Genomic DNA, 22,075 nt, shown 5'->3' with positions numbered 1-22,075 from the left:
GCCGTGCGGGGCACGTCGGGATCAGGGCTCCTGGTGGTGCGGGTTGGCTTCCGCGCCTTCCGTGCTGAGCAGTACGAGGGTCGCCGCGGGGCCAAGGCCCAGGTCCGCCCGGCGGCCCTCGGCGCCCTCGCCGGTCAGTGCGGCGCGGACGCCCGCAAGGGACGCGGCTCCGCAGGGGCCGGACGATACGCCGAGGGCGGCGAGCTCGCGGGCCGCCCGTGCGCTGCCGGCGTCCGTGACGGCGACGGCGGCGTCGAGGCCGTCGCGCAGGTAGGGCCAGGCGAGGCTGGAGGGGGTGCCGCAGTTCAGGCCCGCCATGGCCGTGTCGCCGGTGACGACGCTGGTCAGCTCCCCGCGGATGAGGCTCTCGATGACGCAGGCCGCCGCTTCCGGCTCCACGGAGAGCAGCGCGGGGGCGGGCTCACCTGCGGTGGGGCGGCTGCGGTAGTGGGTGACGGCGGCCTGGGCGAGCGAGCCCACGCCCACGGGCACGGCCACCAGGTCGGGCAACCGCGCACCGGCCGCTGCCAGCTGGGAGTCGATCTCGGTGAACAAGGTCGAGTACCCCTCGACGATCCAGCGGGGAACGCGCTCGTAGCCGGGCCAGGCGGAGTCCTGGACGAGCACGGCGGCGGTCCCTACCGCCGCGGCGGCGGCTGCCCGGCGCACGGCCTCGTCGTAGGGCCCGGCGACCTGGGTGACCTCGGCGCCCTCGGCGGCGATCGCCGCCGACGCGGCCGGATGCACTCCCCCGGACACGAAGACGTGGGCACGCCGGCCGAGCAGCCGGGCCGTCCTGGCCACCGCACGGCCGTGGTTCCCGTCGGTGGCGGTGACCAGCGTGACCGGCTCCGCCGCGGCCCCGCCGCTCGCGGCCCGCTCCTCGAGAACCCGGTGCACCGCCCAGGACGCGCCGAGCGCTTTGAACGCGGGCAGTCCAAGGCGCGCGGACTCGTCCTTGACGAAGACCCGCCCGACGCCCAACTCAACTGCCAGGGAGGGAAGTTCATGGAGAGGCGTGATGGCGTAGCCAGGAAGCGAGGCGTGGAAGGCCTGGGCCTGCGCGGGGGCGGGCGGGCAGGTCCAGGTGCGGGCGGCGGGCCGGGCGAACCAGGCTCCCGGCTGATCGGTGTTCTCAGGCATGCGGCCAGCCTGCGGCCACCTCTACCTCGCGGTCCAGCGAGTAGTTCCAGTAGTTCCAGCCGATACGTCCCGATTCTTCATGCATTCCGATTGATCGTGATCCATCACACGCCCGAGGCCCCCAGGCAAGGCGACATGAGTAAAGCGCGTACGCTTACGTCATCGATCGCAAGATGATCGCACCTGTCGCACCCCTCGTTCCCGCCAGGAGGACGCATGACCTCGGCGTCGCAGACCGCGCGCACCACCCAGACCCTCGACCGCCCCTTTGGCGTCGGCAGCCTCACCCTGCCCAACCGCATCGTGATGGCGCCCATGACCAGGGAGTTCTCGCCGGGCGGCGTGCCGGGCGCGGACGTGGCGGAGTACTACGCCCGGCGGGCCGCCGCCGGGGTCGGCCTGATCATCACCGAGGGGACCTACGTCGGTCACGCATCGGCCGGTACGAGCGACCGCGTCCCGCGCTTCCACGGTGACGACGCCCTCGAAGGCTGGCGCAAGGTGGCCGACGCCGTGCACGCGGCGGGCGGGAAGATCATTCCGCAGCTGTGGCACGTCGGCATCACCCGCGACGAGGGCGCGGGCCCGGTGCCCTCCGCTCCCCCGGCCGGTCCCTCCGCGATCGGCCTCGACGGGCAGCCCAAGGGCAGCGCCCTGACCTCCGACGACCTCGACGACGTGATCCGGGCGTTCGCGGACGCCGCGGCGGCCGCCGAGCGGATCGGCTTCGACGGCGTCGAGCTGCACGGCGCGCACGGCTACCTGATCGACCAGTTCCTCTGGGAGCGCACGAACCAGCGCACCGACGGCTACGGCGGCGACATCGAGTCCCGCACCCGCTTCGCCGCCGAGATCGTCGCGGCCGTGCGCGCCGCCGTCTCGCCCGACTTCCCCGTCGTCTTCCGGCTCTCGCAGTGGAAGGCCGGCAGCTACGACGCGCAGCTCGCCGAGTCCCCCGAGGAGCTGGAGCGCCTGCTCACGCCGCTGGTGGACGCGGGCGTCGACGTACTGCACGCCTCCACCCGCCGCTACTGGCTGCCCGAGTTCGAGGGCAGCGACCTCAACCTCGCGGGCTGGGTCAAGAAGGTGTCCGGGAAGCCGGTGATCACCGTGGGCTCGGTCGGGCTCGACCAGGAGTTCATCGGCCCCAAGGGCTGGGCCGCGCCGTCCGCCTCCACCGGCATCGAGCCGCTCCTGGACCGCATGGAGCGGGACGAGTTCGACCTGGTGGCCGTGGGCCGCGCCCTCATCGCCGACCCGGAGTGGGCTGCCAAGGCCCTGGAGAACCGCCTCGGTGACGCCCTGCCCTTCGACAAGTCGCAGCTGGGGAGCCTGGCCTGAGGCACAGCCAGCCGCGTACGGTCCCGGCGGCGCCGGGACCGTACCCGCGGCGGTGGTCCGGCGGCGCGGGCGCAGCGACGGCAGCTAAGGCCATACGCTGCTGTCGGCGGCGGTCGCGTACGATATGCGCATGACCTGGCCTGCCACCGAGCGCTACTTCCCCACCGCCGTCCCCGGCGGCCTGGGGCTCGTGCAGGACATCCTGAACACCGCGCCCTCCAGGGTCGCACCCGATGCCGATCTCCTCGGGGACCTGGCCGCCGCGCAGGAGTGGGTCGCCGTGGCGCTGCCCACCTGGGCAGCGAAGACGGGCCGCACGGCGGTGCGGCTCACGCTCACCGAAGAGGATCTGCCCAAGCTGCGCCAGCTGCGCGAGCAGCTGCGCCGGGCCCTGCACTCGCGATGCGGCACCGCCGACGGCGAGAGCGGTACCGCCCACGACGAGAGCGGGACCGCGCGCTTCACCTCGTGCGCCCTCCAGGTCAACCTGCACGGCGACGCGGCCCTGACCACCGAGCCCGAGGGCGAGGGCTGGCGCTGGCTGACGTCCGCCGTGCTGTGCGAGGCGCTGCTCGCCCAGACCACCGGCGAGTGGCGGCGCCTGAAGATCTGCCGCAACGAACGCTGTGCCACGGCGTTCTACGACCGCTCCCGCAACAACAGCGGCGTCTGGCACTCCACCCGCGACTGCGGGAACGCCGCGAACCTGCGGGCCTCGCGCCGCCGTCGCCGCGAGGGCGCCGAAGCGGAGCCGGCGCCCGGCGGTCAGGAATGAAGCCACCGGTGCCGGACGCGGCGGGCAGCACCGCGCCGACGCGGATACTCGACTGGCGCCACCCTCGCGTCGCCGAACTCATCCGGAGCGTCGCAGCCGTCCCGCCGCCCGGATCCACCAGCTCCCCCGACTCCACCGGCCTCGCCCGTCGCTCCGACCAGTTGGCCGCCCTGCGCCGTGCGCACGGGCGGATCGCCGCGACCGTACGGCCGGTGTACTCGGTGCACGACGAGCGGCCGGTGTCGGAGGTGCTGCGGCGCGGCCGGGGCTCGTGCAGTCAGCGGCTGGCGGTCCTGGAGGCCGTGGCGCGGGCGTCCGGCGTGCCCACCCGGGTCCGCGGCCTGCGCGTGGCCGGCGCGTTCTGGCACCCGCGCTTCCCGCACCTTCGGCGCCTCGTCCCGGAGCAGGTCCTGCTCGCGTGGCCGGAGTTCCGCTTCGAGGAGCCGGCGCACGGCGGGGCGGGCACGAGCCCGTGGCTTCCGGTGTCCGAACTCTTCGGCCCGCTGGTCGAGTTGAGCGGGCGCCGCACCGGCGGCTTCACCAACGAGGGCGCGGAGACGCTCTTCGAGGCCCTGTCCCGTACCGCGGTCGACTGGGACGGCGCGACGGCCTGCGCGGCCGACGCCGACACCGACGCCGACTCCTGCGGCTGCGACCTGTCGACCCATGTCCTCGCGGATCTCGGGCACTTCGACTCGCGCGACGACCTCTTCGCCCGGCACGGCCAGACCCTGTGCGGTCCCGCGCGCTGGGTGGCCGAGCCCGTGCTCGGCCGCCGCTCGGCTGGCGCCCGGCTCCCGGCCCCGCCCCTCACGCCGGCCGGCTGAGAACGGCCCCGCGAACCTCACCTTCCGTACTCCACCAGGCTGGTGGGCGTCACGATGCGCCGCGCCGGGCCCGGTTCCGGCTTTCCGGCGGTGTCGGAACCCCTCCCCCGCATCCGCTCGGCAAGGAGCCTGCCCGCGGCCCGGCCCAGCTCGTCGCTGTCGTACGCGACGAGGGTGATCGGCAGGCCGAGCGCGTCGGCGAGTTCGAAGTCGTCGAAGCCCGCGAGCGCGGTGTCGGTGCCCGACGCGCGCAGGGCACGGAACGCCCCGATCGTGTTGCGGTTGTTGGAGCAGAAGAGCGCGGTGGGCGGCTCGGGCAGCGCGAGGAGCCCGGCGGTGGCGCGGCGGGCTTCGCTCGGTTCGGTCTGGCCCTGCCGTACGTAGCGTTCGTCGAAGGGCAGGCCATGGGCGGCGAGGGCCGCCGCGTACCCGCGCAGGCGCTCGGTGCCCGTGTAGACGGCGGGCGGTGAGCCGAGGAAGCCGATCCGCCGGTGGCCGCGGGTGATGAGCCGGGTGGTGGCGGCAAGGGCCCCGCCGAAGTCGTCGACCAGGACGCAGTCGGCGTCGAACCCCTCGGGCGGCCGGCTGGCGAGGACCACGGGGGCGCCGTCGGCCGCCGCGGCGGCGAGATGGCGCTGATCGGCCGCGGCGGGGACGGCGATGATGCCGTCGACGCGGCGGGCCACCAGGTCGGCGACGAGTTCGCGCTCGCTGTCCAGGTCCTGGCCGGTGTTCCCGATGACGGTCTTGAAGCCGTCGTCCGCGATGACGGAGTCCACTCCGAGGGCGAGGCGCGAGTAGAAGGGGTTGGCCAGGTTCGTGACGACGAGCCCGACCAGACCGGTGCCTCTGCCGAGGCGGAGGCTGCGGGCCACTTCGTTGGGCCGGTAGCCGAGCTCCGCGGCGGCGGCGCGGATGCGTTCCCGGGTGGCCGGGAGCACGCGCGCGTCGTCACGCAGGGCCCTGGAGGCGGTCATCGCGCTGACTCCCACCCGCTCGGCGACGTCCCGCAGGGTGGGCGGGCCGTCCGCGGGGGTACGCGGTTCGGGCATCGTCACATGTGTCCTTTCCCAGGAGGCCCGGAGGTTCTGGGGTCCCAGAGGTTGCTCTCACCGCCCGGCAGCCATCGCGTACTCCGCCGCCCCGATCAGCGCCGCGGTCGCGCCCAGCGTGCCGGGCCGCGGTCTCACCGGAGTATCCCCGAGGCCCACGCGCAGGGCCGGGCCGACCAGGTCCCACGACAGTGCCATGGCGCCGCCGACGACGACCGCCGAGGCACCGAAGTCGCGTACGCACGGGGCGAGGACGGTACCAAGGGCGGCAAGGGCCTCGGCAAGGACCTGCCCGGCCCACCGCTCGCCCTCCCGCGCCCGCACGGCGATGTCCCGCACGTCCGCGTCACGGTCGCCGTAGCGCGCGAGGATCGCCCGCCGGGACACGGAGTGCTCCAGCGGCGCGCCGCACCGGCGCAGCAGGTCGACGCGGCCCTCGGGCGGCACCCCGGGGCCGTCGCGGCACGCGACGCCGTCCGCGAGGAACGCCGACCCCACCCCCGTGCCCAGGGTGATCCCCACACAGCGGCGATGGCCCGCCGAGGCCCCCGCGCGCCATTCCCCGAGCGAGAAGGCGTGCGCGTCGTTCAGGAACACCACGTCCGCGGGCCTGGGCCACACGCCGTCCAGGAGCACCGCGCGCACGTCGATCCCGTACAGGTCGTCGAACTTCCCGACGCCCTCGAAGCGGGCGATGCCCTTCTCGTGGTCGAAGGGCCCCGGCACGGCGACGGCCCACACCTGACCCGCGGGCACCTGGAGCTCTCCGGCGCAGCGCACGATCGCGCCGAGTACGTGCTCGGCGTCGCCCCGCGCGTCGAGCGGGCGCCGGACGCGGCGCCTCACGCGGGTGCGCAGGGGGTCCACCAGGGCCGCGGTGACATGGGTGCCCCCGATCTCCAGTACGGCCCTCACGAGGGGGCCGTGTCCGTCGCGCGGCGGTCGCGCACGAGCGCCTTCACCACCTTCGCCGGGCCGCCCCACGCCTGTAGGCGGTAGCCGCCGACCGCCGCGGGCACCGTCAGTGTCTCCGCGTACGACAGCGTGTGCCGCTCCCCGGCCGCGGTCAGCACGGTGACTCCTTCGCCCTCCACCACGTTCAGCACGTGGAAACGTCCCGCCGTGTCGTCGGCGGCGACGGCGCCCGCGTCGAGCGCGTAGCGCCGCACCTCGTAGAACATCTCGTCGAGCGCGCCGAGCAGTTCCTCGCACCAGCCGTCGCCGCGCCGCAGGACGTACGGCTCCTGGACCAGATCGCGGGTCACCGCCTCACCGCGCCGCTCGGTGTCCAGGTTGGCGAGGCCGTGCTCGAAGGGCAGGGGCCGCGGGTTGCCGTCGGCGTCCGGTCGCAGCCAGTCGTAGAAGCGCAGGCTGTAGAGGTACGGGGTCGCGCTGATCTCCAGTACGAGGTTTCCGGCGCCGCTGGCGTGCGGGGTGCCCGCCGGGATCATGAAGAGCCTGCCCTGTTCGGCCGGGAACGTCATGACGTGGTCGCCGGGCTCCATCGGCACCCCGTCGCTCGCCGCCTCCTCGATCTCCTTGCGGAAGAGCGCGGGATCGGCGTCCTCGCGCAGACCGAGGTAGACGCGCGTGTCCGGGCTGCCGAGCGTCATGTAGTACGTCTCGTGCTGGGTGTAGTGCCAGCCGAACCGCTCGCGCATGTACGGCTCCTTGGGGTGGCAGTGCACCGACAGGTTGCCGCCGCCCACGGTGTCCAGGTAGTCGAAGCGGATCGGGAAGGACGTGCCGAAGCGGGCGTGCGACTCCGCTCCGAGCACCTCGTCGGGGTGCAGGACGCACAGGAGCTGGAAGGGGATCTCCGCCTGGGCCTCGGGGCCGTGTCCGATCAGGATGCCCGCTTCGGGGGCGATGAGTTCGTAGCCGAGGGCGGTGTTGCGCGCCGCCGGGTCGAAGCCGAGCGCGCGCTGGCCCCAATGCCCGCCCCAGGGCGTGGAGTTGAAGAAGGGCCGGGTGCGGACGGGGGCCCGCGCGAGGTCGGCGTAGCTCGCCCGGAGCCCGTCGCCGTCGAGGAACACCGGCCGCCCGGGATCCTGCACGTCCATCCAGCCGTCCAGCTGCCGGACGACCGCGTCACGGTGGCGGTCGAGCATCGGCCAGTCCACGTAGAAGAGGCGCTTCAACTCGGCGCGGTCACCCGGCAGTCCGAGGTTGCTCCCCTCTCCGGCCACCACCGCGGCCTCCGCGTACCGCTTGGGCAGGTCGGCGTACCAGAGCACGTCGTGCAGGACCAGGGAGGCGCCGGGGCCGTAGACGATCAACAGCCCCTCCAGCTCGCCGTCGTCACCCGGCAGTTCGTCGAACAGGTCGGACAGGTGGTTGTCCGCGAGCTTGCAGTAGTAGGGGTCGTCGGCGTCCGGCGCGCTCATGGTGCGGCGCCGCACCACGGCGGGGGGTGCGTAGCGGGTGCGGATGTCGAGGGTGCGTACGGGGAGGGAGCATCCGGCGGCGAGCCGTGCGGCGATGGTCTCCCAGTCGGCGGCCGGTGGCCCTTCGACGGCCACGATCGCGGGCTCGTCGGGCAGTTCGGCGGCGACGGCCTCCCAGCCGCCGACCAGTACGGTCCCCGGCGCCGGGGGGTAACGCGGGTCGAGCCGGTACACGCGTGCTCCTTCTTGCGGTGGTTCTTCACTGGGTTTCAGGGGCGGGGCCTCAGGGACGTACGAACAGCACCGCGGTAGTGCCGAGGGCGGGAACATCGACGGTCAACGCACGGTCCACGAGCGGTAGTTCACCGCCCGGCGTTCCCAGGTAGTCCGCGCGGCGAGCGGACACGGCCGGGAAGTGGACCCGCACCGGGCAGTCCACCGCCTCCTCCGCGAAGGACTGGAGGCGCAACAGGACCTGGCCCGGCCGGGGCGTCGTGGCCCCGACCAGGCGGACCCTCGCGTCCCCGAGGTCGGCGAAGACGAGCGAGGGCTGCCCGTCGCCCACCGTTCCCCTGGCCCGCACGGCCCGCAGCGGGCGGCTCCAGGCCGCGGCCGTGCGGGGGCCGAGCTCGTCGGCGGTGGGGCCGCAGGCCAGGCTGTAGCGGTAGGTGAACTCGAAGCCCTGCTCACTGGGGAAGTTGGTGTCCCACAGGTTGTTGTGGATCCAGGAGAAGACGGTGGCGGGCTCGTCGTGCCCCATCGTCTTCGGGAAGGGCGCGTACGGCAGCGCGATGTTGCCGAACTGCACCAGCGGCGCGTCCTGCGTGGACCAGGCCACCGCGCATCCGTCGTCGGCCAGGGTCACCCAGCGGCGTACCGCCCGCATGTGCAGCGCCGAACCCGGCACCACGGGAAGGGTGTTGCCCGTGAGCCCGCCGGATGCCTCCATCCGGACGACCGGCTCGTCGAAGGCGAAGGGGAACGCGAAGTAGGCGCTCTCCTTGCGCGGTGTGGCGTCCTTGTCGAGGCGGTTCTCGATGTCGAGCCGGGGCACGCCCACGGGCAGGGTGAGCGTGGTGCGCAGCCGGTTGGCCCCGGCCGGGCGGGTCTCGTACGTGATCGATTCGGCCGTCACGGTGGAGGTGCGGGCGATGAGCGCGGCGGGCGGGGCGACGGCGCGGTCGCCGAGGTGTTCGAGGCGGTCGGACGCCGTCGTGCGGCTGGAGTTGTGGTTGAAGGCCCCGGCGGTGGTGTAGCTGTCGTGGATGTATCCGTTGAAGCCGACGGTCGCGTCGGGGCGGACGAGTTCACGCCCTGTCGCCTTGTCGACGACCGAGGCGATGCAGGCGTGCGCGAGATCCACCAGGACGGCGAGGTGTTCGTTCTCCAGGAGCGTGGATCCGGGGCGGGCGAGCGCCGCGGCGGCGGTCCGCGCCGGGTCCTCCCGTTCGGTGCCGCCGGTGGGGTTCCAGCCGGTGGCCGCCTTCACGGCCGTGGCAGCCGACCGCTCACCGGTCCGCGCCGCGTCGGCGGTGATGTCCAGGCGCACCGATCCCGCGGGCGGCACCTGCTCCACGCGCACCAGCAGGAACCGTCCGGCGTCCCGGTGGTCGTCGTTGGTCTGCGGCTCCTCCTCGTGGACGATCCGGCGTCCGCTACGGCCGTCGTGCACGGCCACCGCCTGCTCCAGCGGCACGCTGCTCTCCGGCAGGAAGATCCGTACGACGTCCGTGCGCGGCCAGGAGCAGGTGTTGATCACGTGGTAGGTCGCCGCCGCGCCCGGTGACACCGCGAGCCGCTGGCCGAGCCGGGCGCTCGCCCTGCCCAGGAGCGCGTTCCCGTCGTCGTGCGCGCGCATCGCCTGGCCGTACTTCCAGTGCCACTGGTGCTCACCGGAGTGGCCGCCCTCGTCGCCGTGGGTCCACGGGTCGCCGGCGCCCCAGGTGTGCTCGTCGAAGAGCGACACCGCCTCGTAGACCCCGGCCGCGTCCGCGCTGTCCTCCTCGGCCCCCGTGGCGTCGAGGATGCCTGCGAACGTGCCGATGGTCTGGGCGTCGGCGACCACGGACTGGGCGGTGCGGGCCAGGGCCATCGGCCGCGCTCCGGAGCCGACTCCGTCGACCCACCAGTCGGTCCAGTCGCCGTCGAAGGTCTGGATGGTGTCGCCGAGCCTGGCCTCGGCGTCGGCGAAGAAGTCCTCGTTGCGGGAGAGCCGCAGCTGGGGGTGGGCCCAGGTCTCGTTCCAGCGGCGGACGGTGTCGGCGATGATGCGCCGCGGCGGGGCGTTGTCGCCGAACTTGCCCTGGACGCGCAGGTGGAGCACGTCCCAGGGGTAGGGCTCGCGCTTGACCTCGGTCTGGTCCATGGCCCAGCCGAAGATGCCGCCGCGATAGGGGTAGGGGTTGGTGGCCAGCGAGGTCAGATAGGCGGGCAGCAGGTCGTCGACGTCCGCGTAGGCCGTGTCGAAGCCGAGGAGCGGGCCTTCCATGTAGGCGAGGCCGTGCGGGGTGTCGGTGACCCAGACGAGGACGCTGTTGCCGCTGGGGGCGCGCCAGCGGAAGAGCCGGGGCAGTTTCTCGCCGCCGACCAGGTGGGGCACGGACCGTCCGGCCCAGTTGTGCGCTACGGAGAGGTACTTGATACCGGCGGACGACAGGGCGTCGACCAGGCCGACGACCGCCCCCGGCACGTCGGTCTGCATGGCGGAGGTGAACGTGACGCCGTGCCGCTCGCGCACGTCGTGGGCGAGGCGGAGCAGTTCGTGCAGCTCGTCCGTGGAGCAGGTCTCGGTGTGCAGGTTGAACGGCAGCGCGGTCAGCTCGATGCGTCCCTCGCGCACCCGGCGTACGAACTCCTCTACCTGCTCTGCGGGCCGGGCGTCCGCCCACTGCCTGAAGGACCACAACGACTCGACGCACCAGCGGAATTGGGACTCGGCGGGCCAGTCGTCGGTGGCCCGTGTCAGCTCCAGGCAGGAGTCGAGGAAGGAGAGGTGCTCGGCGAGTACGAGGCCCTGCGGGTCGGTGTAGCCGATGTCGAGGTGGGAGTGGTGGACCAGGTGGAGGGTCCAGCGGCGCTGCGGGGTGAGCCGGACGTCGATGCCCTCGGCGGTGTCGGGAAGGCAGACGGTGAGGCGGGTCCCGGTGTCGACGGCGGGCACCATCAGGCGTACGGAGCCGCCGGGCCCCGGGAGCCGCTCGACGGGCAGCGCGGTCCCGGACTCGGTGCGGACGGTGAACTCAACCGGCAGGACGGACCCGTTGACCGCTTCGATCCGCAGCGACTGCGTGAGACCGTCGCCGTCGGCGGCTTTGCGCAGCAACGGCTCCTCCGTCAGCCTCAGGGCGCTGTCGCCGAGGCTTCCCTCCGCCGTGACGACGGAGGAGCGCAGGCTGTCGCGTATGCGGTCGTTGTCCCAGTCGGTGGTGCGGACGAGGGCCCGTGTCGTCATGCGGTTCTCTCCTGGTGGGAGCGGTCGGTCGGTGGTCTCAGCGGGCGGATGCGGTGACGCCGCGCAGGAACAGGCCGCGGAACACCAGGAAGAGGAGGAGCGTGGGCGCGGAGACGATCAGCGCGCCGGCCAGGATGACGGGCGGTCCCGTCGAGGAGTAGGCGTTGTTGAGGGTGGTCAGGGCTGCCATCACCGGCTGCACGTCGGGGCTGCGGCTGAGCGTGATGCCCAGGAGCAGGTCGTTCCAGACGGCGGTGAACTGGAAGATGAAGGCCGCGCCGAGACCCGCCTTCATCAGCGGTACGTGGATGCGCCAGAAGATCCGCCGGAAGGAGGCACCGTCGATGAGCGCCGCCTCCGTCAACTCGGGTGGCATGGTGGTCATCTGATTGCGAATCAGGAAGAAGGCGAACGGCACGGCCCACGCGGAGTAGATCAGCATGAGCCCGAGCCTCGTGTCGTAGAGATTGGCGTCCGCGTACAGGCCGAAGAGGGGCGCGAGGAACATCTGGAGCGGGAAGAGCGTGCCGGAGTAGATCAGCCAGAACCAGAAGGCTGGCCTGGGGATCGGCAGGACGACGACGGCGAACGCCGCCATGGCCGCGATGAGCACCGCGGCCAGGCCGCACACGACGGCGTAGAGCAGCGAGGCCTGGAAGCTGTCGCCGATGCCCGCCACGTTCCAGGCGGTACTGAGGTTCTCGGCGAGGTCGAAGCCCTGGAAGGTCCAGTCGGGTTTGCCGGTGTACTCGGCGGCGGGCGTCATCGCGTTGACCACGAGGAGGTAGAGCGGGATCAGCCAGAGCAGCACGCATCCGGCGACGAAGAGTTGGCGCGCGGTGCGGCCCATGGGTGCCTCCTCAGGCCTTGGCGGTGGCGGCGCGGGTGTCGGCCTCGGGCATCTGGCGGCGCAGGTACATCCAGGAGGAGGCGACGACGATCACCGAGAGGACCAGGGCGATCGCGGAGCCGTAGCCGATGTGGAAGAGCCGGAACGCCTCGCGGTACATGCTCAGGGCGAGGGTCTCGGAGGAGCGGGACGGGCCGCCCTTGGTGAGGATCCAGATCATGTCGAACGCCTTGAGGCTGTTCACGATGGCCATCCCGACCACGACGACCGTCACGGCCCGCAGCTGGGGCAGCGTGACGTACCGGAACATCCGCCAGCCGCTCGCCCCGTCCAACTGGGCTGCCTCGACGGTGTCCTGGGGGATGGCGCGAAGTCCGATCGCGAAGAGGACGACGTTGAGACCGGTGGCCTGCCACGTACTGGCGACGATCATCGAGAGCGTGTTCTGCGGCCACTCCAGGAGCCAGGTCTGCGCCCACGAGTCGAGGCCGATCCCGCGAAGCACCTGGTTGACCGCGCCGTCGGAGGTCAGCATGAAGTTCCACAGGACGGCGGTGGCGGCGGCCGAGATCGCGTACGGCAGCACGATGACGAGCTGCGCGATCCCGCCGAACCGCATCCGGTGCGTGGCGACGGCGATGAGCAGTCCGGCGAGTACGGGCAGCAGCAAGGTCCCGGCCACCCACATCAGGGTGTTGAGCAGGGACCGGCCGAAGATCGGGTCGTCGGCGAGTCGCGCGTAGTTGTCGAAGCCGGTGAAGCTGCTGGTGAAGCCGTTGTCCTCGAAGAAGCTGTCGTAGACGCTGCGGAAGAACGGATAGACGAGGAGTACGCCGACGAAGGCGAAGGCGGGCAGTGCCCAGGGCAGTGCGGCGAGCGGCCCGCCGAGCCTGCCGTTGCCCCGGGCGGCCTGGTGCGGGGTGCGGGTCGGGACGCGGCGGCGTACGCGCACGGCCCTCGCGCCACGTCGGCGGGCGGGAGCCGGCTGCTGGGCGGGGGTCACGATCTCGGTCATGTCTCCTCCGCCTCCCGCCACACCTGCCATGCCTCGTCCGCGCGGTCCTGCATGGTCCGCAGGGTCGTGCGGGCCGAGGACGGGTCCAGGAGGAACCCGGCGAGGTCGTCGACGGTCGCCTCGACCAGTTCGGGCGGGCCCTGTTCCCAGAAGCGGTTGAGCAGCCAGAGCTTGTCGCCGCGGACCTTCCTGGCGAGGCCGGCGATCATCGGGTTCGGCGGCTCGACCTGCGGGTTGGGGCAGCCGTCCTGGAGGCTGTGCGAGAAGGCCTTCATGACGGCGGGCTCCAGCCAGTGGCCTGCCGCCTCCAACGCCTCTTTTCTGTCGGGCCCCTTGACGGTGGAGACGAGGGCGCTGGACTCGAAGACGACGCAGGGGCGGGCCTTCGGGTCGGCCATGGGCAGCACGAAGGCACCTAAGTTCTTGCCGGGTTTTCCGCCCGCCCCCACCAGGGTCGAGCCGAGCCAGGTACCGCAGGGCACCATGCCGACCTTGCCGTGGACGAGGGCCGCGGCGGCGTCGGCGTGGCTCATGTCCATGGAGGTGAACCAGTCCTTGCCGAAGAAGGACTCCAGGGTGCGCAGGGCGCGTTCGGCGCGGGGGTCGCTGTACCGCTCGCGGCCGTTCATCAAGTCCTCGTAGAACTGCGGGTCCTGACGGCTGAGGATCTCCTGGAACCAGATGAAGGAGGGCCAGCGGTCGGCCGCCGAGCCGTGCAGCGGGGTGATCCCGCTCTTCTTGAGCCGCTCGCAGGTGGCGAGGAAGTCGTCCCAGGTCTCGGGGACTTGGAGGCCGTGTTCCTCGAAGACCTCGGTGTTGTAGAAGAACACCCAGTACGCGAGGTTCATCGGCAGGGCGTAGACCCGCCCCCGGTAGGTGAACGCGTCCCGTAACGAGGCGTCGACCCACCCTTTGCCGACGGCCCTGTCCCACTGCCGGGTCAGGTCGACGATGCCGCCGGTGCGGGCGAGGTCCTGCAGGCGGTAGCCCGACCAGTACTTGAGCATGTCCGGCGTCTTGCTGGTGCGCAGCGAGGACTTGACGACCTGCTCGAACGACTCGAGGGACGGATTGACCTCGGGAACGAGCCGCAGGCCCGCCACGGACTTCATCGCCGCCCCCGCGGCGGCCATCGGCTTCTCCCATGCGGCACTGTCGCCGAGCACGGCGACCTTGCCGGGAGGCTGCCCGCTCGCGGTTCCGCAGGCCGTGGCGAGCGCTCCCGCGGCGGCCGCGGCGAGGAGGGCGCGGCGGTCGAGCGAGGCGACCGGCGCGGGATGAAGGCGGTGACGACTACCTGACATGGGCGGCTCCCCCAGGTGTGTGTCAGCCCGGTGTTAGCGTTAACACGGGCGTGATGGAGCTTCTCTACGCCGGGTTGGGATGTCAATGGTTCGCGCAGCGGCCAGGACGCGGCGGGCAACCCCTCGGGGCTAGGCGGGCACGGCGTCCTTGTCGGCGGGCTCGGGGAGTTCGCGCGTGCCCGGAACGGGCGACGGCAGCAGCCACAGCACCGCGAGGACCGCTCCTGCCGTGCCGATCCAGAGCGTCGGGCGCAGCCCGACGGCCGTGCCGAGGAAGCCGCCGAGCAGGGCGCCCAGCGGGCGGAAGCCGTGGTTCAGGGTGCGGTAGGCGCCCATCACCCGGGAGCGGATGGTCGGCGGGATCAGCACCATCTGGAGCGACCCGGCGGCGATGTCGATGACCATCACGCCGACGCAGCTGAGGAATTCGGCGGCGAAGAGCATGACGACGATCAACGGCAAGGGGCCGTCGGCGAGCGGTACGAGCAGCAGGGGGAGGGTGAATCCCACGGAGCCGCAGAGGATCGAAGGCCCTATGCCGAAGCGGCGCACGATGCTGCCGCTGTACGCGGCGCCGATGAGACCGCCGACGGCTCCGGCGCTCAGTATCGCTCCCAACACGCCTGCTCCCAAGCCGAGTTCGACCGTCACGTACAGCACGAAGAGCGTGTGGAACATGTAGTTGAAGAACTGGATGGTCCCCGACCAGGCGAACAGCGCCCGCATCGACGGCTCCTTGACCACCCAGCGCAGGCCCGCCGTGAAGTGTCCCTTGCCGACGGGTTCGGGCACGGGCTCGACCGGGTCGATGCGCGCGAGGAAGCGGGCCGAGACGAGATAGGTGAAGGCGTCGGCGAGCAGCGCGAACGGAGCGGTGAGGAACTGCACGAGCAGCCCGCCGGCCCCGGGGCCCGCCAGCCAGGACATCGAACGGCTGCCGCTGACCAGGGAGTTGGCCTGCACATAGCGCTCGGCGGGCACCAGCACCACGAACAGCGTGTTGTTGCAGGCGTCGAAGAGCACGGTCAGCGCACCGATCGCGAACGCCGTCGCGGAGAGCTGCCCGAGGGTGAGTACGTCGAGCAGATACGCGACCGGCAGCGTCACGAGCAGCGCCGCACGGGCCAGGTCGGCGGCGATCATGGCGCGCCGCCGCCGGGCCTGCCGGTCGGCCCAGGCGCCCAGCGGGAGGTTGAGGAGCAGCGCGGGCAGCAGTTCGGCCGCCTTGAGCCAGCCCATCTCGGCGGCGTCGGCGCCGAGGACGAGCACGGCGGCGAGCGGGATGGCGATCAGCGAGATCTCGCCGCCGATGAGGGAGACGGTCTGTCCGGTCCAGTAGCGCCGGAAGGTCCGCTCACGGAGCAGGGCGGGTATGCGCTCCGCGAGCTTCACCGCTCGGCCTGCGCGTCGTCGCCGCCCGCGACTTCGGGGGCTTCGGAGGCTTCAGGGACTTCGGGGGCCTCTTCGGGAATCTCCTGGTCCAGGAAGGCGATCCGCAGCACGCTGACACGCCGTGCCCCTTCGGGGCGCCGCGACGGGTCGACGCCCCGGCCCTCGTACGGACGCAGCAGGTCGCTCATCCGCTCGCCGACGGCGGTCAGTTCCTCCGGGGTGAGGTAGAGGAAGGTGTCGCCGAACTGCTCCGCCTCACGCCAGGCGCGCGGCAGGAGGTGGCGCTGCTCCTTGGCCCGCATCACGCGCTCGAAGTACCGCTCGGCGACCGCGGCCTCCAGGGCGTCGGACGCCTCGGCGACGGACGGGTCCTCGCTGTATCCGGGCCAGTCGGTGAACTGGGCCGTCGCCCGCCACGGCTTCTCGCGCCCCCGGCCGCCCTGCGCCTCCTCGACGAGCCCGTACTTCGCGAGCATCCGCAGGTGATAGGAGCAGCTGGCCACGGACTCGCCGGTCAGCTCGGCGGCACGGGTGGCCGTGAACGGTCCGGTCCGCCGCAGCAGGCCGACCAGGGCCATGCGCGTGGGGTGGGCGTAGGCCCGCAGGGCCCGGGGGTCGGTGAGGCGGATGCTGCGGGGCGGGGCGCCGTCCGGGGAGGGAGGCGAGGCGGGTCCAGGAGTCTCCGGCATGATGTAAAGCTATCTTTAGAAAGGTTCCTTTACAAGGCTGCCCACCAGGCTTCGCCACCGTCACGAGCTGAGTGGCGGGGCCCGGCCCCCGCGGAGAGCATCGAGGGAATCCAGCGAAGGGTTCACCCGGTGGCCAAGGACAAGAAGAAGCAAGGCAAGAAGAAGCAGGACAAGGACCCCAAAGGCAGTAAGGCCCCCAAGGGCGGCACCCCCCTCCGCGAACTGCTCCGCGTCCCCGAGGGCGAGCGCGTGGACCTCACCTCGTACGCGGCCGACGCCACCCCCGCGGGACCGGCGAACAAGGCCGCCGGCGTCCTGGCCACCGCACGGATGGGCGAACATCTCGCCGACCTCCAGGAGCGGCTGCACGCGGCGAGCACCGCGGGCGACCGGCGCCGCGTCCTGCTCGTGCTCCAGGGCATGGACACCAGCGGCAAGGGCGGCACGGTCAAGCACGTCATCGGCCAGTTCAACCCCTCCGGCTGCCGCATCAGGGCGTTCAAGGCGCCCACCGCCGAGGAGCTGAGCCACCCCTTCCTCTGGCGCATCACGCAGGCGCTTCCCGTGCCCGGCGAGATCGGCATCTTCGACCGCTCGCAGTACGAGGACGTCCTGATCGCGCGGGTCCGTGAACTGGTCCCGCCCAGCGACCTCGGCCGCCGCTACGGCCGGATCAACAACTTCGAGCAGAGCCTCGCCGACGACGGCGTCACCGTCATCAAGTGCTTCCTGCACATCAGTTACGAACAGCAGCGGCGCCGTCTGCTCGAACGCCTCGACAACCCGGACAAGCACTGGAAGTTCAACCCCGGCGACATCGCCGAGCGCGCCCTGTGGCCCGCCTACCAGGAGGCGTACGAGATCGCACTGGAACGCTGCTCGACGGCGCACGCCCCCTGGTACGTCATCCCGGCGGACCGCAAGTGGTACCGCAACTGGGCGATCAGCAGCCTGCTCCTGGAGCACCTGACCGAGCTCGATCCGCAGTACCCGAAGGCGAACTTCGATGTCGGCCTCGCCAGGAAGCAGCTCCTGAGCAACGGTGGATCTTAGTACAAGATCGGACAGAAGTTACCTCTAGGTATGCCGTGACTTAACACGCTAGTAGCAGTAGAACTCGTTCCCATTCCTACGAGAGTGAGGAACGTCACATGAGTGGCACTACCACGCGCATTACCGCTTCAGAGGGCGTCACACGGCGAAGATTCATAGCTGGAACTGGTTCTATTCTGGGTGCCGTAACCCTCTCCGCTCAGGCCATCCCCGCCGCCGCTCAGACAGACGCCACAGCGGCGGCCGGCCCCATCGTCGACGGAGCCCGCGTCCCCGTCCTGGTGATCGGCACCGGGTACGGCGGCTCCGTCGCCGCCCTGCGTCTCGCCCAGGCGGGCGTCGACGTCAACATGATCGAGATGGGCATGGCCTGGGACACCCCCGGCTCCGACGGCAAGATCTTCGCCCACACGACCTCGCCCGACGGCCGCTCCTACTGGCTGCGCACCAGGACCAAACAGCCCCTGAGCAACTTCCTCGGCTTCCCCATCGACAAGGACATCCCCCGCTACACCGGGATCCTCGACGCCGAGGAGATGGGCGGGATCATCGTCTATCAGGGCCGCGGGGTCGGCGGCGGCTCACTGGTCAACGGCGGCATGGCGGTCACGCCCAAGCGCGAGAACTTCGGCGCGATCCTCCCCTCGGTCAACGCCGACGAGATGTACTCCACCTACTACCCGCGCGCCAACGCCGGTCTCGGCGTCAGCACCATCGACCCGGCCTGGTTCGACAGCGTCGACTGCTACCAGTACTCGCGCGTCGGCCGTAAGCACGCCCAGCGTTCCGGCTTCCCGTTCGTCTTCGTGCCCGGCGTCTACGACTGGGACTACATGAAGCAGGAGGCGGCGGGGACGGTCCCCAAGTCGGCGGTCGCCGGAGAGATCCTCTACGGCAACAACTACGGGAAGAAGTCGCTCCAGAAGACCTACATCGCCAAGGCCAAAGCGACCGGCAAGGTCACCATCTCCCCGCTGCACAGGGTCACCACGGTCTCCCCCGCGTCCGGCGGCGGCTACACCGTCGTCATCGAGCAGCTCAACACCAGCGGCGCCACCACCGCCACCAAGAGCGTGAACGCGACCAGGGTGTTCTTCGCGGCAGGCAGCGTCGGCACCAGCAAACTACTGGTCAAACTGAAAGCCACCGGCGCACTGCCCCAGCTGAACGGGGAGGTCGGCAAGGGCTGGGGCGACAACGGCAACGTCATGTGCGGGCGCGCCAACCACCTGTGGGACCCGACGGGCAAGGTCCAGTCGTCCATCCCCACGGGCGGCATCGACAACTGGGCGGCCGGGGGCGCGTTCGCCGAGGTCGCGCCGCTGCCCACCGGGATCGAGACGTACGCGTCGTTCTACCTCTCGATCACCAAGAACCCGAACCGCGCCTCCTTCTCCTGGAACGCCTCGGCGGGCAAGGCGGAGCTGAACTGGCAGACGGCCTGGAAGCAGCCGTCCATCGACGCCGCCAAGACCATCTTCGACAAGATCAACTCGAAGGAGGGGACGATCTACCGCACCGATCTGTTCGGCACGTACAAGATCTGGGGCGACCACCTCACCTACCACCCGCTCGGCGGCGCCGTCCTGAACAAGGCCACCGACAACTACGGCCGTCTGCACGGCTATTCGGGCCTGTACGTCATCGACGGCTCGCTGATCCCCGGCAACACGAGCGTCAACCCGTTCGTCACCATCACAGCGCTCGCCGAACGGAACATCGAGAAGATCATCGCTTCCGATCTGTAGCCACGACTCCTCGGTGCCGGGGCACGGCGCGTCAGTGTCCCGGCAGGACGCACACCGCGTCGAGGCCGAGCACATGGTTGAGTCGGCCGAACGCCAGCCAGGAGCCGATGCTCATGCTCAGCTCCACGATCTCGTGCTGGCTGTAGTGCGCGGTCATCCGCGTCCAGAACTCCTCGTCGAGGCCATGGTGATCCAGGGCGTACCGCTCGGCGTACTCGGCGGCAAGGCGGGTCCGGTCGTCGAAGGCGTCGGTGGTACGCCACTGGGTCACCGCTTCGGGGAACTCCTCCTCGACCTTCCGACCCTCGCGCTCGGTGCGCCAGTCGAGGCAGAACAGGCACCCGTTGATCTGCGCGACACGCAGCCGCGCGGCCTCGAACTCCCGCAGCCCCAGGGTCGTGTGCTCGTACACCGACAGGGAGAAGTTCGCGGCGGCCATGCCGATCCCGGGGACCATCTCGCCCCACACGTACCCGATAGGTTCCTGCCCCTCGGGAATGTCTATGTTCATCGCGCTCATTTCTGACTCCTTCCGAGCTTGCCTGTCACGGGGCGCAGCGGGACGTCGAGCGCGTCGTAGAGTCCGGGTTCCGCGGCCACCAGCCAGTCGATGGCGCCGACCAGGCGGCCGACCGCGGTGGCGTTGCCGCCCGCCGAGCGGTTCTCGCCCTCGTCGGTGGCCTCGACCGTCACCTCGATGTGCGGGCGGCCCTCGATGATGACCCGGTGCGCGCCCGCGCCGTCCGGTGGCGCGGGCCAGTCCGGTGCGCAGGAGGGGTGGATGCGGGTGACGTGCTCGATGACGATGCGGGGCTCTCCCCCGACGATGCCCTGCACCTCGAACCGCACCGCGCCCTGGGTGCCCGCCTCGAAGTCGCCCATCGTCCGGGTGCTCACCGAGGTGTCGAGCGCGCGTCGCTCCAACGTCTCGCGGATGTCGTCGAGTTCGACGCCCAGCGCCCTGGCCATCAGCCGTATCTGGCCGCCCCACACCATGGTCGGGACGGTCTCGGCGAGCATCAGGGGCTCGTAGTCCATCGGATGCCCCATGCCGATCAGGTGGCGTACGGAGTCCTCCTGGTCGTACGTGGAGTAGTCGAAGATCTCCTGGCAGCGGATCGCGTCGACGGTGCTGCCGAGTCCGCTGATCAGTAGGGGCAGTACGTCGTTGCCCCAGCCGGGGTCGACACCGGAGACGAAGAGCGAACCGCCGCCGTCCGCGACGGCGGCGACGATCGGATCGCGCAGCTCCGGCGGGGCGTTGCGCTGGTCGTAGAGCGCGTAGAGCGCGGGGGTGACGACGACGGCTCCGGCCCGGATCGCCCGGCCGACGTCGTCGAGGGCCTCGTCGGGGCGGATGTCGCCGGAGGCCGCGTACACCACCGCCTGGGGCGAGGCCGCAAGGACCGCGTCGATGTCGTCGGTGGCGGCGACGCCCAACTGCCCGTCGAGCCCGGCGAGGTCGGCCGCGTCGCGGCCGACCTTGTCGGGACTGTGGACGAGCACGGCCGTGAGCTTCAGCGCCGGGTGGGCCTCGACGGCACGGATGGCCGCGCGGCCGACATTTCCGGTACCCCAGACAACCGTGGAAATCATGCGGCGGAGGGTAACCAGAGGGCGTATCAGTTCATAGGGCCATGACCGGAGAGATTTCCGCCGGGGACGCTGGAGGACGCGGGCCTCAGCGGATGTTCACGTCGATGCACGCGTAGAAGGCGTTCGACGTGTCGCCTATGTTCCAGACGGCGAGCACCTTGTGCCTGCCGGTGGCGCTGCCGAGGTTGACCTGGTGCGAGACGGTGGCGGGCGGCTGCTGGTTGCCGCCGTCGATCGTCGCGACCTTCGTGCCGTCGACGAAGTACTCGTAGTTCGCGGTGCGGTGCCGTGCGGTGAACGTCCAGGTGAAGGTCTGCGTCCTGCTGACGTTGCTGACCTTCCACCCCTTGCTGTCGTCGTTCAGCTCCGCGAACCTCGCGTTGCCGCCGCTGCAACTGCGCAGGCCCTTGGGGCCCTCGACGCTCTGGGGTTCCCACTTGATCTCTCCGCACGAGACCGTGCCCGAGGCGCACTGTGCCTGCCGGCTGGCCGGTGCGTTGACGTATCCGTGCGCGCTGGCCGAACCGGTCGGCAGGGTGAGGGCGAGGACCGGTGCGAGACCCGCACCGATCATGGCGGCCAACTTCCGCTTCCTGTGCATGCGTACTCCTTCACGGCGCTGCTGAGTGGGGGTGTGCGTGAAGAGCTGGGGCCAGATGTTCGCGATGGCCGATTAGTCCAGACCATAGACTTTGGCGGGCCTCGGTCAAGGCTGCTTTTGGGCCACGTGCGGGAAGCGGAGGCGGCGTTCTAGGCCCGGTGGCGCAGCTGTGCCGACAGGTGGTGCTGCAGCGGCTGGCCGACCGCTTCGAGGTCGTGGACGAAGGTGAGTGCGCCGTCGTCGGTGAGCGTGTAGCGGCGGCGGGTGGCCTTGACCTCCTTGGCGGTGGGGGTGCCGGCGACTTCGCTGGTGGAGAGGTCGATCGTGCCGCCGCTCGCCCGGCCCACCGCGATCTCCGCGATGCCGGTGGGCTGGGTGATCAGCGCCTCCACCCGGCCGTCGGGCTGGAGCCGCCACCAGCCGCTCTCCCGGGCGGACGGCCGCAGCGGCGCCTCGTCGGCGTCGAGCAGCCAGGCCCTGGCCTCGTAGCGCAGGAAGGGGCGGCCGTCGTGGCTGAAGGTGACCTCCTGGGCGTACGTGAAGTCCGCGTCGAGGGTCGGGTACTCGCCGCGGCCCCGGCCGTGCCAGGTACCCAGCAGGCCGAGCACGGGCGCCAGCAGCGCGTGTGGCGTCGGCGCCTCGTCCGGTCGGTGGCCGTCGGGGTACGGGTGCTCCGGTGCGGGGTCGAACACGGTGTGCGCTCCAGGGTCAGGGGTCGGTGCCGGAAGCAGCCTAGGGGCCCACAGAGTCATGGGCAGCGGGGCAGCGGCAGCGACGGGAGCCCGCACCGGCGGTGGCCGAAAAGTTAGGGTAACCTAATCGACCGTCCCGGCTTCGGCGGTCCGCGCACC

At 71.3% G+C, this 22,075-nt stretch carries 19 protein-coding genes; 5 read left to right on the top strand and 14 right to left on the bottom strand.

Features of this window, described 5'->3' with window-relative positions; all coding sequences use genetic code 11:
- Positions 1-21: 21 nt before the first annotated feature.
- Complete coding sequence (locus ACFUPX_RS09760; RefSeq protein ID WP_383318824.1) at positions 22-1,143, bottom strand: diaminopropionate ammonia-lyase; 1,122 nt, start codon at positions 1,141-1,143, stop codon at positions 22-24.
- A gap of 216 nt (positions 1,144-1,359) precedes the next feature.
- Between ACFUPX_RS09760 and ACFUPX_RS09755 the strand changes: the two genes are divergently transcribed.
- The 3 genes from ACFUPX_RS09755 to ACFUPX_RS09745 all read left to right on the top strand — a co-directional run bounded on the left by ACFUPX_RS09755 (position 1,360) and on the right by ACFUPX_RS09745 (position 4,086).
- Positions 1,360-2,484, top strand: coding sequence for an NADH:flavin oxidoreductase (locus tag ACFUPX_RS09755; protein WP_383318821.1), 1,125 nt, complete (start codon positions 1,360-1,362; stop codon positions 2,482-2,484).
- 130 nt (positions 2,485-2,614) lie between these two features.
- A complete protein-coding gene (locus tag ACFUPX_RS09750) occupies positions 2,615-3,259 on the top strand; it encodes a CGNR zinc finger domain-containing protein (protein WP_383318818.1) in 645 nt (214 codons plus the stop codon).
- Positions 3,256-4,086, top strand: a complete 831-nt coding sequence (locus tag ACFUPX_RS09745) for a transglutaminase domain-containing protein (protein ID WP_383318815.1) — start codon at positions 3,256-3,258, stop codon at positions 4,084-4,086. Before ACFUPX_RS09750 ends, ACFUPX_RS09745 begins: the two co-directional genes overlap by 4 nt.
- A gap of 17 nt (positions 4,087-4,103) precedes the next feature.
- On the opposite strand, the gene ACFUPX_RS09740 is transcribed toward ACFUPX_RS09745, so the two are convergent.
- The 9 genes from ACFUPX_RS09740 to ACFUPX_RS09700 form a co-directional block, all read right to left on the bottom strand.
- Positions 4,104-5,138, bottom strand: coding sequence for a LacI family DNA-binding transcriptional regulator (locus tag ACFUPX_RS09740; RefSeq protein WP_383318812.1), 1,035 nt, complete (start codon positions 5,136-5,138; stop codon positions 4,104-4,106).
- A 57-nt stretch (positions 5,139-5,195) separates the two neighbouring features.
- The gene (locus ACFUPX_RS09735) at positions 5,196-6,053 is read right to left on the bottom strand and encodes an ROK family protein (RefSeq protein WP_383318809.1); all 858 of its coding nucleotides are present in this window, start codon (positions 6,051-6,053) and stop codon (positions 5,196-5,198) included.
- The gene (locus ACFUPX_RS09730) at positions 6,050-7,759 is read right to left on the bottom strand and encodes a class I mannose-6-phosphate isomerase (protein ID WP_383318806.1); all 1,710 of its coding nucleotides are present in this window, start codon (positions 7,757-7,759) and stop codon (positions 6,050-6,052) included. The genes ACFUPX_RS09735 and ACFUPX_RS09730 overlap by 4 nt, the downstream gene beginning before the upstream one ends.
- Positions 7,760-7,808: 49 nt before the next feature.
- Entirely contained in the window at positions 7,809-10,976 is a 3,168-nt protein-coding gene (locus tag ACFUPX_RS09725) for an alpha-mannosidase (protein ID WP_383318803.1), read from the bottom strand.
- Positions 10,977-11,013: 37 nt separating this feature from the next.
- Positions 11,014-11,826: a carbohydrate ABC transporter permease gene (locus ACFUPX_RS09720; protein WP_383318799.1), complete on the bottom strand. Its 813-nt coding sequence runs from the start codon at positions 11,824-11,826 to the stop codon at positions 11,014-11,016.
- Positions 11,827-11,836: 10 nt separating this feature from the next.
- Positions 11,837-12,841: a carbohydrate ABC transporter permease gene (locus tag ACFUPX_RS09715; RefSeq protein ID WP_383318796.1), complete on the bottom strand. Its 1,005-nt coding sequence runs from the start codon at positions 12,839-12,841 to the stop codon at positions 11,837-11,839.
- Positions 12,838-14,145 (bottom strand): ABC transporter substrate-binding protein, encoded by a 1,308-nt coding sequence (locus ACFUPX_RS09710; protein ID WP_383318793.1) that lies wholly within the window; start codon positions 14,143-14,145, stop codon positions 12,838-12,840. The genes ACFUPX_RS09715 and ACFUPX_RS09710 overlap by 4 nt, the downstream gene beginning before the upstream one ends.
- 129 nt (positions 14,146-14,274) lie before the next feature.
- Complete coding sequence (locus ACFUPX_RS09705) at positions 14,275-15,537, bottom strand: MFS transporter (protein WP_383318790.1); 1,263 nt, start codon at positions 15,535-15,537, stop codon at positions 14,275-14,277.
- Entirely contained in the window at positions 15,534-16,226 is a 693-nt protein-coding gene (locus tag ACFUPX_RS09700; protein ID WP_383318787.1) for a winged helix-turn-helix domain-containing protein, read from the bottom strand. The genes ACFUPX_RS09705 and ACFUPX_RS09700 overlap by 4 nt, the downstream gene beginning before the upstream one ends.
- Before the next feature lie 129 nt (positions 16,227-16,355).
- Between ACFUPX_RS09700 and ACFUPX_RS09695 the strand changes: the two genes are divergently transcribed.
- Together ACFUPX_RS09695 and ACFUPX_RS09690 are read left to right on the top strand one after the other, a co-directional pair.
- On the top strand, positions 16,356-17,279 hold the full coding sequence (locus ACFUPX_RS09695; protein ID WP_383318784.1) for a polyphosphate kinase 2 family protein: 924 nt from the start codon (positions 16,356-16,358) through the stop codon (positions 17,277-17,279).
- Positions 17,280-17,377: 98 nt separating this feature from the next.
- Positions 17,378-19,027 (top strand): GMC oxidoreductase, encoded by a 1,650-nt coding sequence (locus ACFUPX_RS09690; RefSeq protein ID WP_383318781.1) that lies wholly within the window; start codon positions 17,378-17,380, stop codon positions 19,025-19,027.
- 31 nt (positions 19,028-19,058) lie between these two features.
- Here the strand turns inward: ACFUPX_RS09690 and ACFUPX_RS09685 are convergent, their stop codons facing one another.
- From ACFUPX_RS09685 to ACFUPX_RS09670, 4 genes are all read right to left on the bottom strand, one after another.
- Positions 19,059-19,538, bottom strand: a complete 480-nt coding sequence (locus tag ACFUPX_RS09685; RefSeq protein ID WP_383319041.1) for a carboxymuconolactone decarboxylase family protein — start codon at positions 19,536-19,538, stop codon at positions 19,059-19,061.
- 5 nt (positions 19,539-19,543) lie between these two features.
- A complete protein-coding gene (locus tag ACFUPX_RS09680; RefSeq protein ID WP_383318778.1) occupies positions 19,544-20,623 on the bottom strand; it encodes a dihydrodipicolinate reductase in 1,080 nt (359 codons plus the stop codon).
- 85 nt (positions 20,624-20,708) lie between these two features.
- A complete protein-coding gene (locus ACFUPX_RS09675; RefSeq protein WP_383318776.1) occupies positions 20,709-21,224 on the bottom strand; it encodes a lytic polysaccharide monooxygenase auxiliary activity family 9 protein in 516 nt (171 codons plus the stop codon).
- Positions 21,225-21,373: 149 nt separating this feature from the next.
- Positions 21,374-21,916 carry an FABP family protein gene (locus tag ACFUPX_RS09670; protein WP_383318773.1) on the bottom strand — a complete coding sequence of 181 codons (543 nt, stop codon included), beginning with the start codon at positions 21,914-21,916 and terminating at the stop codon, positions 21,374-21,376.
- Between the last annotated feature and the right edge of the window lie 159 nt (positions 21,917-22,075).

Origin of the sequence: Streptomyces sp. NPDC057302, assembly GCF_042667685.1 — a bacterium.
Classification (GTDB): domain Bacteria; phylum Actinomycetota; class Actinomycetes; order Streptomycetales; family Streptomycetaceae; genus Streptomyces.
This window is presented reverse-complemented; position numbering and strand designations above follow the sequence as displayed.

Coding starts and splice junctions, on each gene's coding strand:
- ACFUPX_RS09745 (WP_383318815.1), top strand. CDS start 3,256: ATGAAGCCACCGGTGCCGGACGCGGCGGGCAGCACCGCGCCGACGCGG.
- ACFUPX_RS09710 (WP_383318793.1), bottom strand. CDS start 14,145: ATGTCAGGTAGTCGTCACCGCCTTCATCCCGCGCCGGTCGCCTCGCTC.
- ACFUPX_RS09685 (WP_383319041.1), bottom strand. CDS start 19,538: ATGAACATAGACATTCCCGAGGGGCAGGAACCTATCGGGTACGTGTGG.
- ACFUPX_RS09750 (WP_383318818.1), top strand. CDS start 2,615: ATGACCTGGCCTGCCACCGAGCGCTACTTCCCCACCGCCGTCCCCGGC.
- ACFUPX_RS09755 (WP_383318821.1), top strand. CDS start 1,360: ATGACCTCGGCGTCGCAGACCGCGCGCACCACCCAGACCCTCGACCGC.
- ACFUPX_RS09740 (WP_383318812.1), bottom strand. CDS start 5,138: ATGCCCGAACCGCGTACCCCCGCGGACGGCCCGCCCACCCTGCGGGAC.
- ACFUPX_RS09720 (WP_383318799.1), bottom strand. CDS start 11,826: ATGGGCCGCACCGCGCGCCAACTCTTCGTCGCCGGATGCGTGCTGCTC.
- ACFUPX_RS09700 (WP_383318787.1), bottom strand. CDS start 16,226: ATGCCGGAGACTCCTGGACCCGCCTCGCCTCCCTCCCCGGACGGCGCC.
- ACFUPX_RS09675 (WP_383318776.1), bottom strand. CDS start 21,224: ATGCACAGGAAGCGGAAGTTGGCCGCCATGATCGGTGCGGGTCTCGCA.
- ACFUPX_RS09725 (WP_383318803.1), bottom strand. CDS start 10,976: ATGACGACACGGGCCCTCGTCCGCACCACCGACTGGGACAACGACCGC.
- ACFUPX_RS09715 (WP_383318796.1), bottom strand. CDS start 12,841: ATGACCGAGATCGTGACCCCCGCCCAGCAGCCGGCTCCCGCCCGCCGA.
- ACFUPX_RS09680 (WP_383318778.1), bottom strand. CDS start 20,623: ATGATTTCCACGGTTGTCTGGGGTACCGGAAATGTCGGCCGCGCGGCC.
- ACFUPX_RS09760 (WP_383318824.1), bottom strand. CDS start 1,143: ATGCCTGAGAACACCGATCAGCCGGGAGCCTGGTTCGCCCGGCCCGCC.
- ACFUPX_RS09690 (WP_383318781.1), top strand. CDS start 17,378: ATGAGTGGCACTACCACGCGCATTACCGCTTCAGAGGGCGTCACACGG.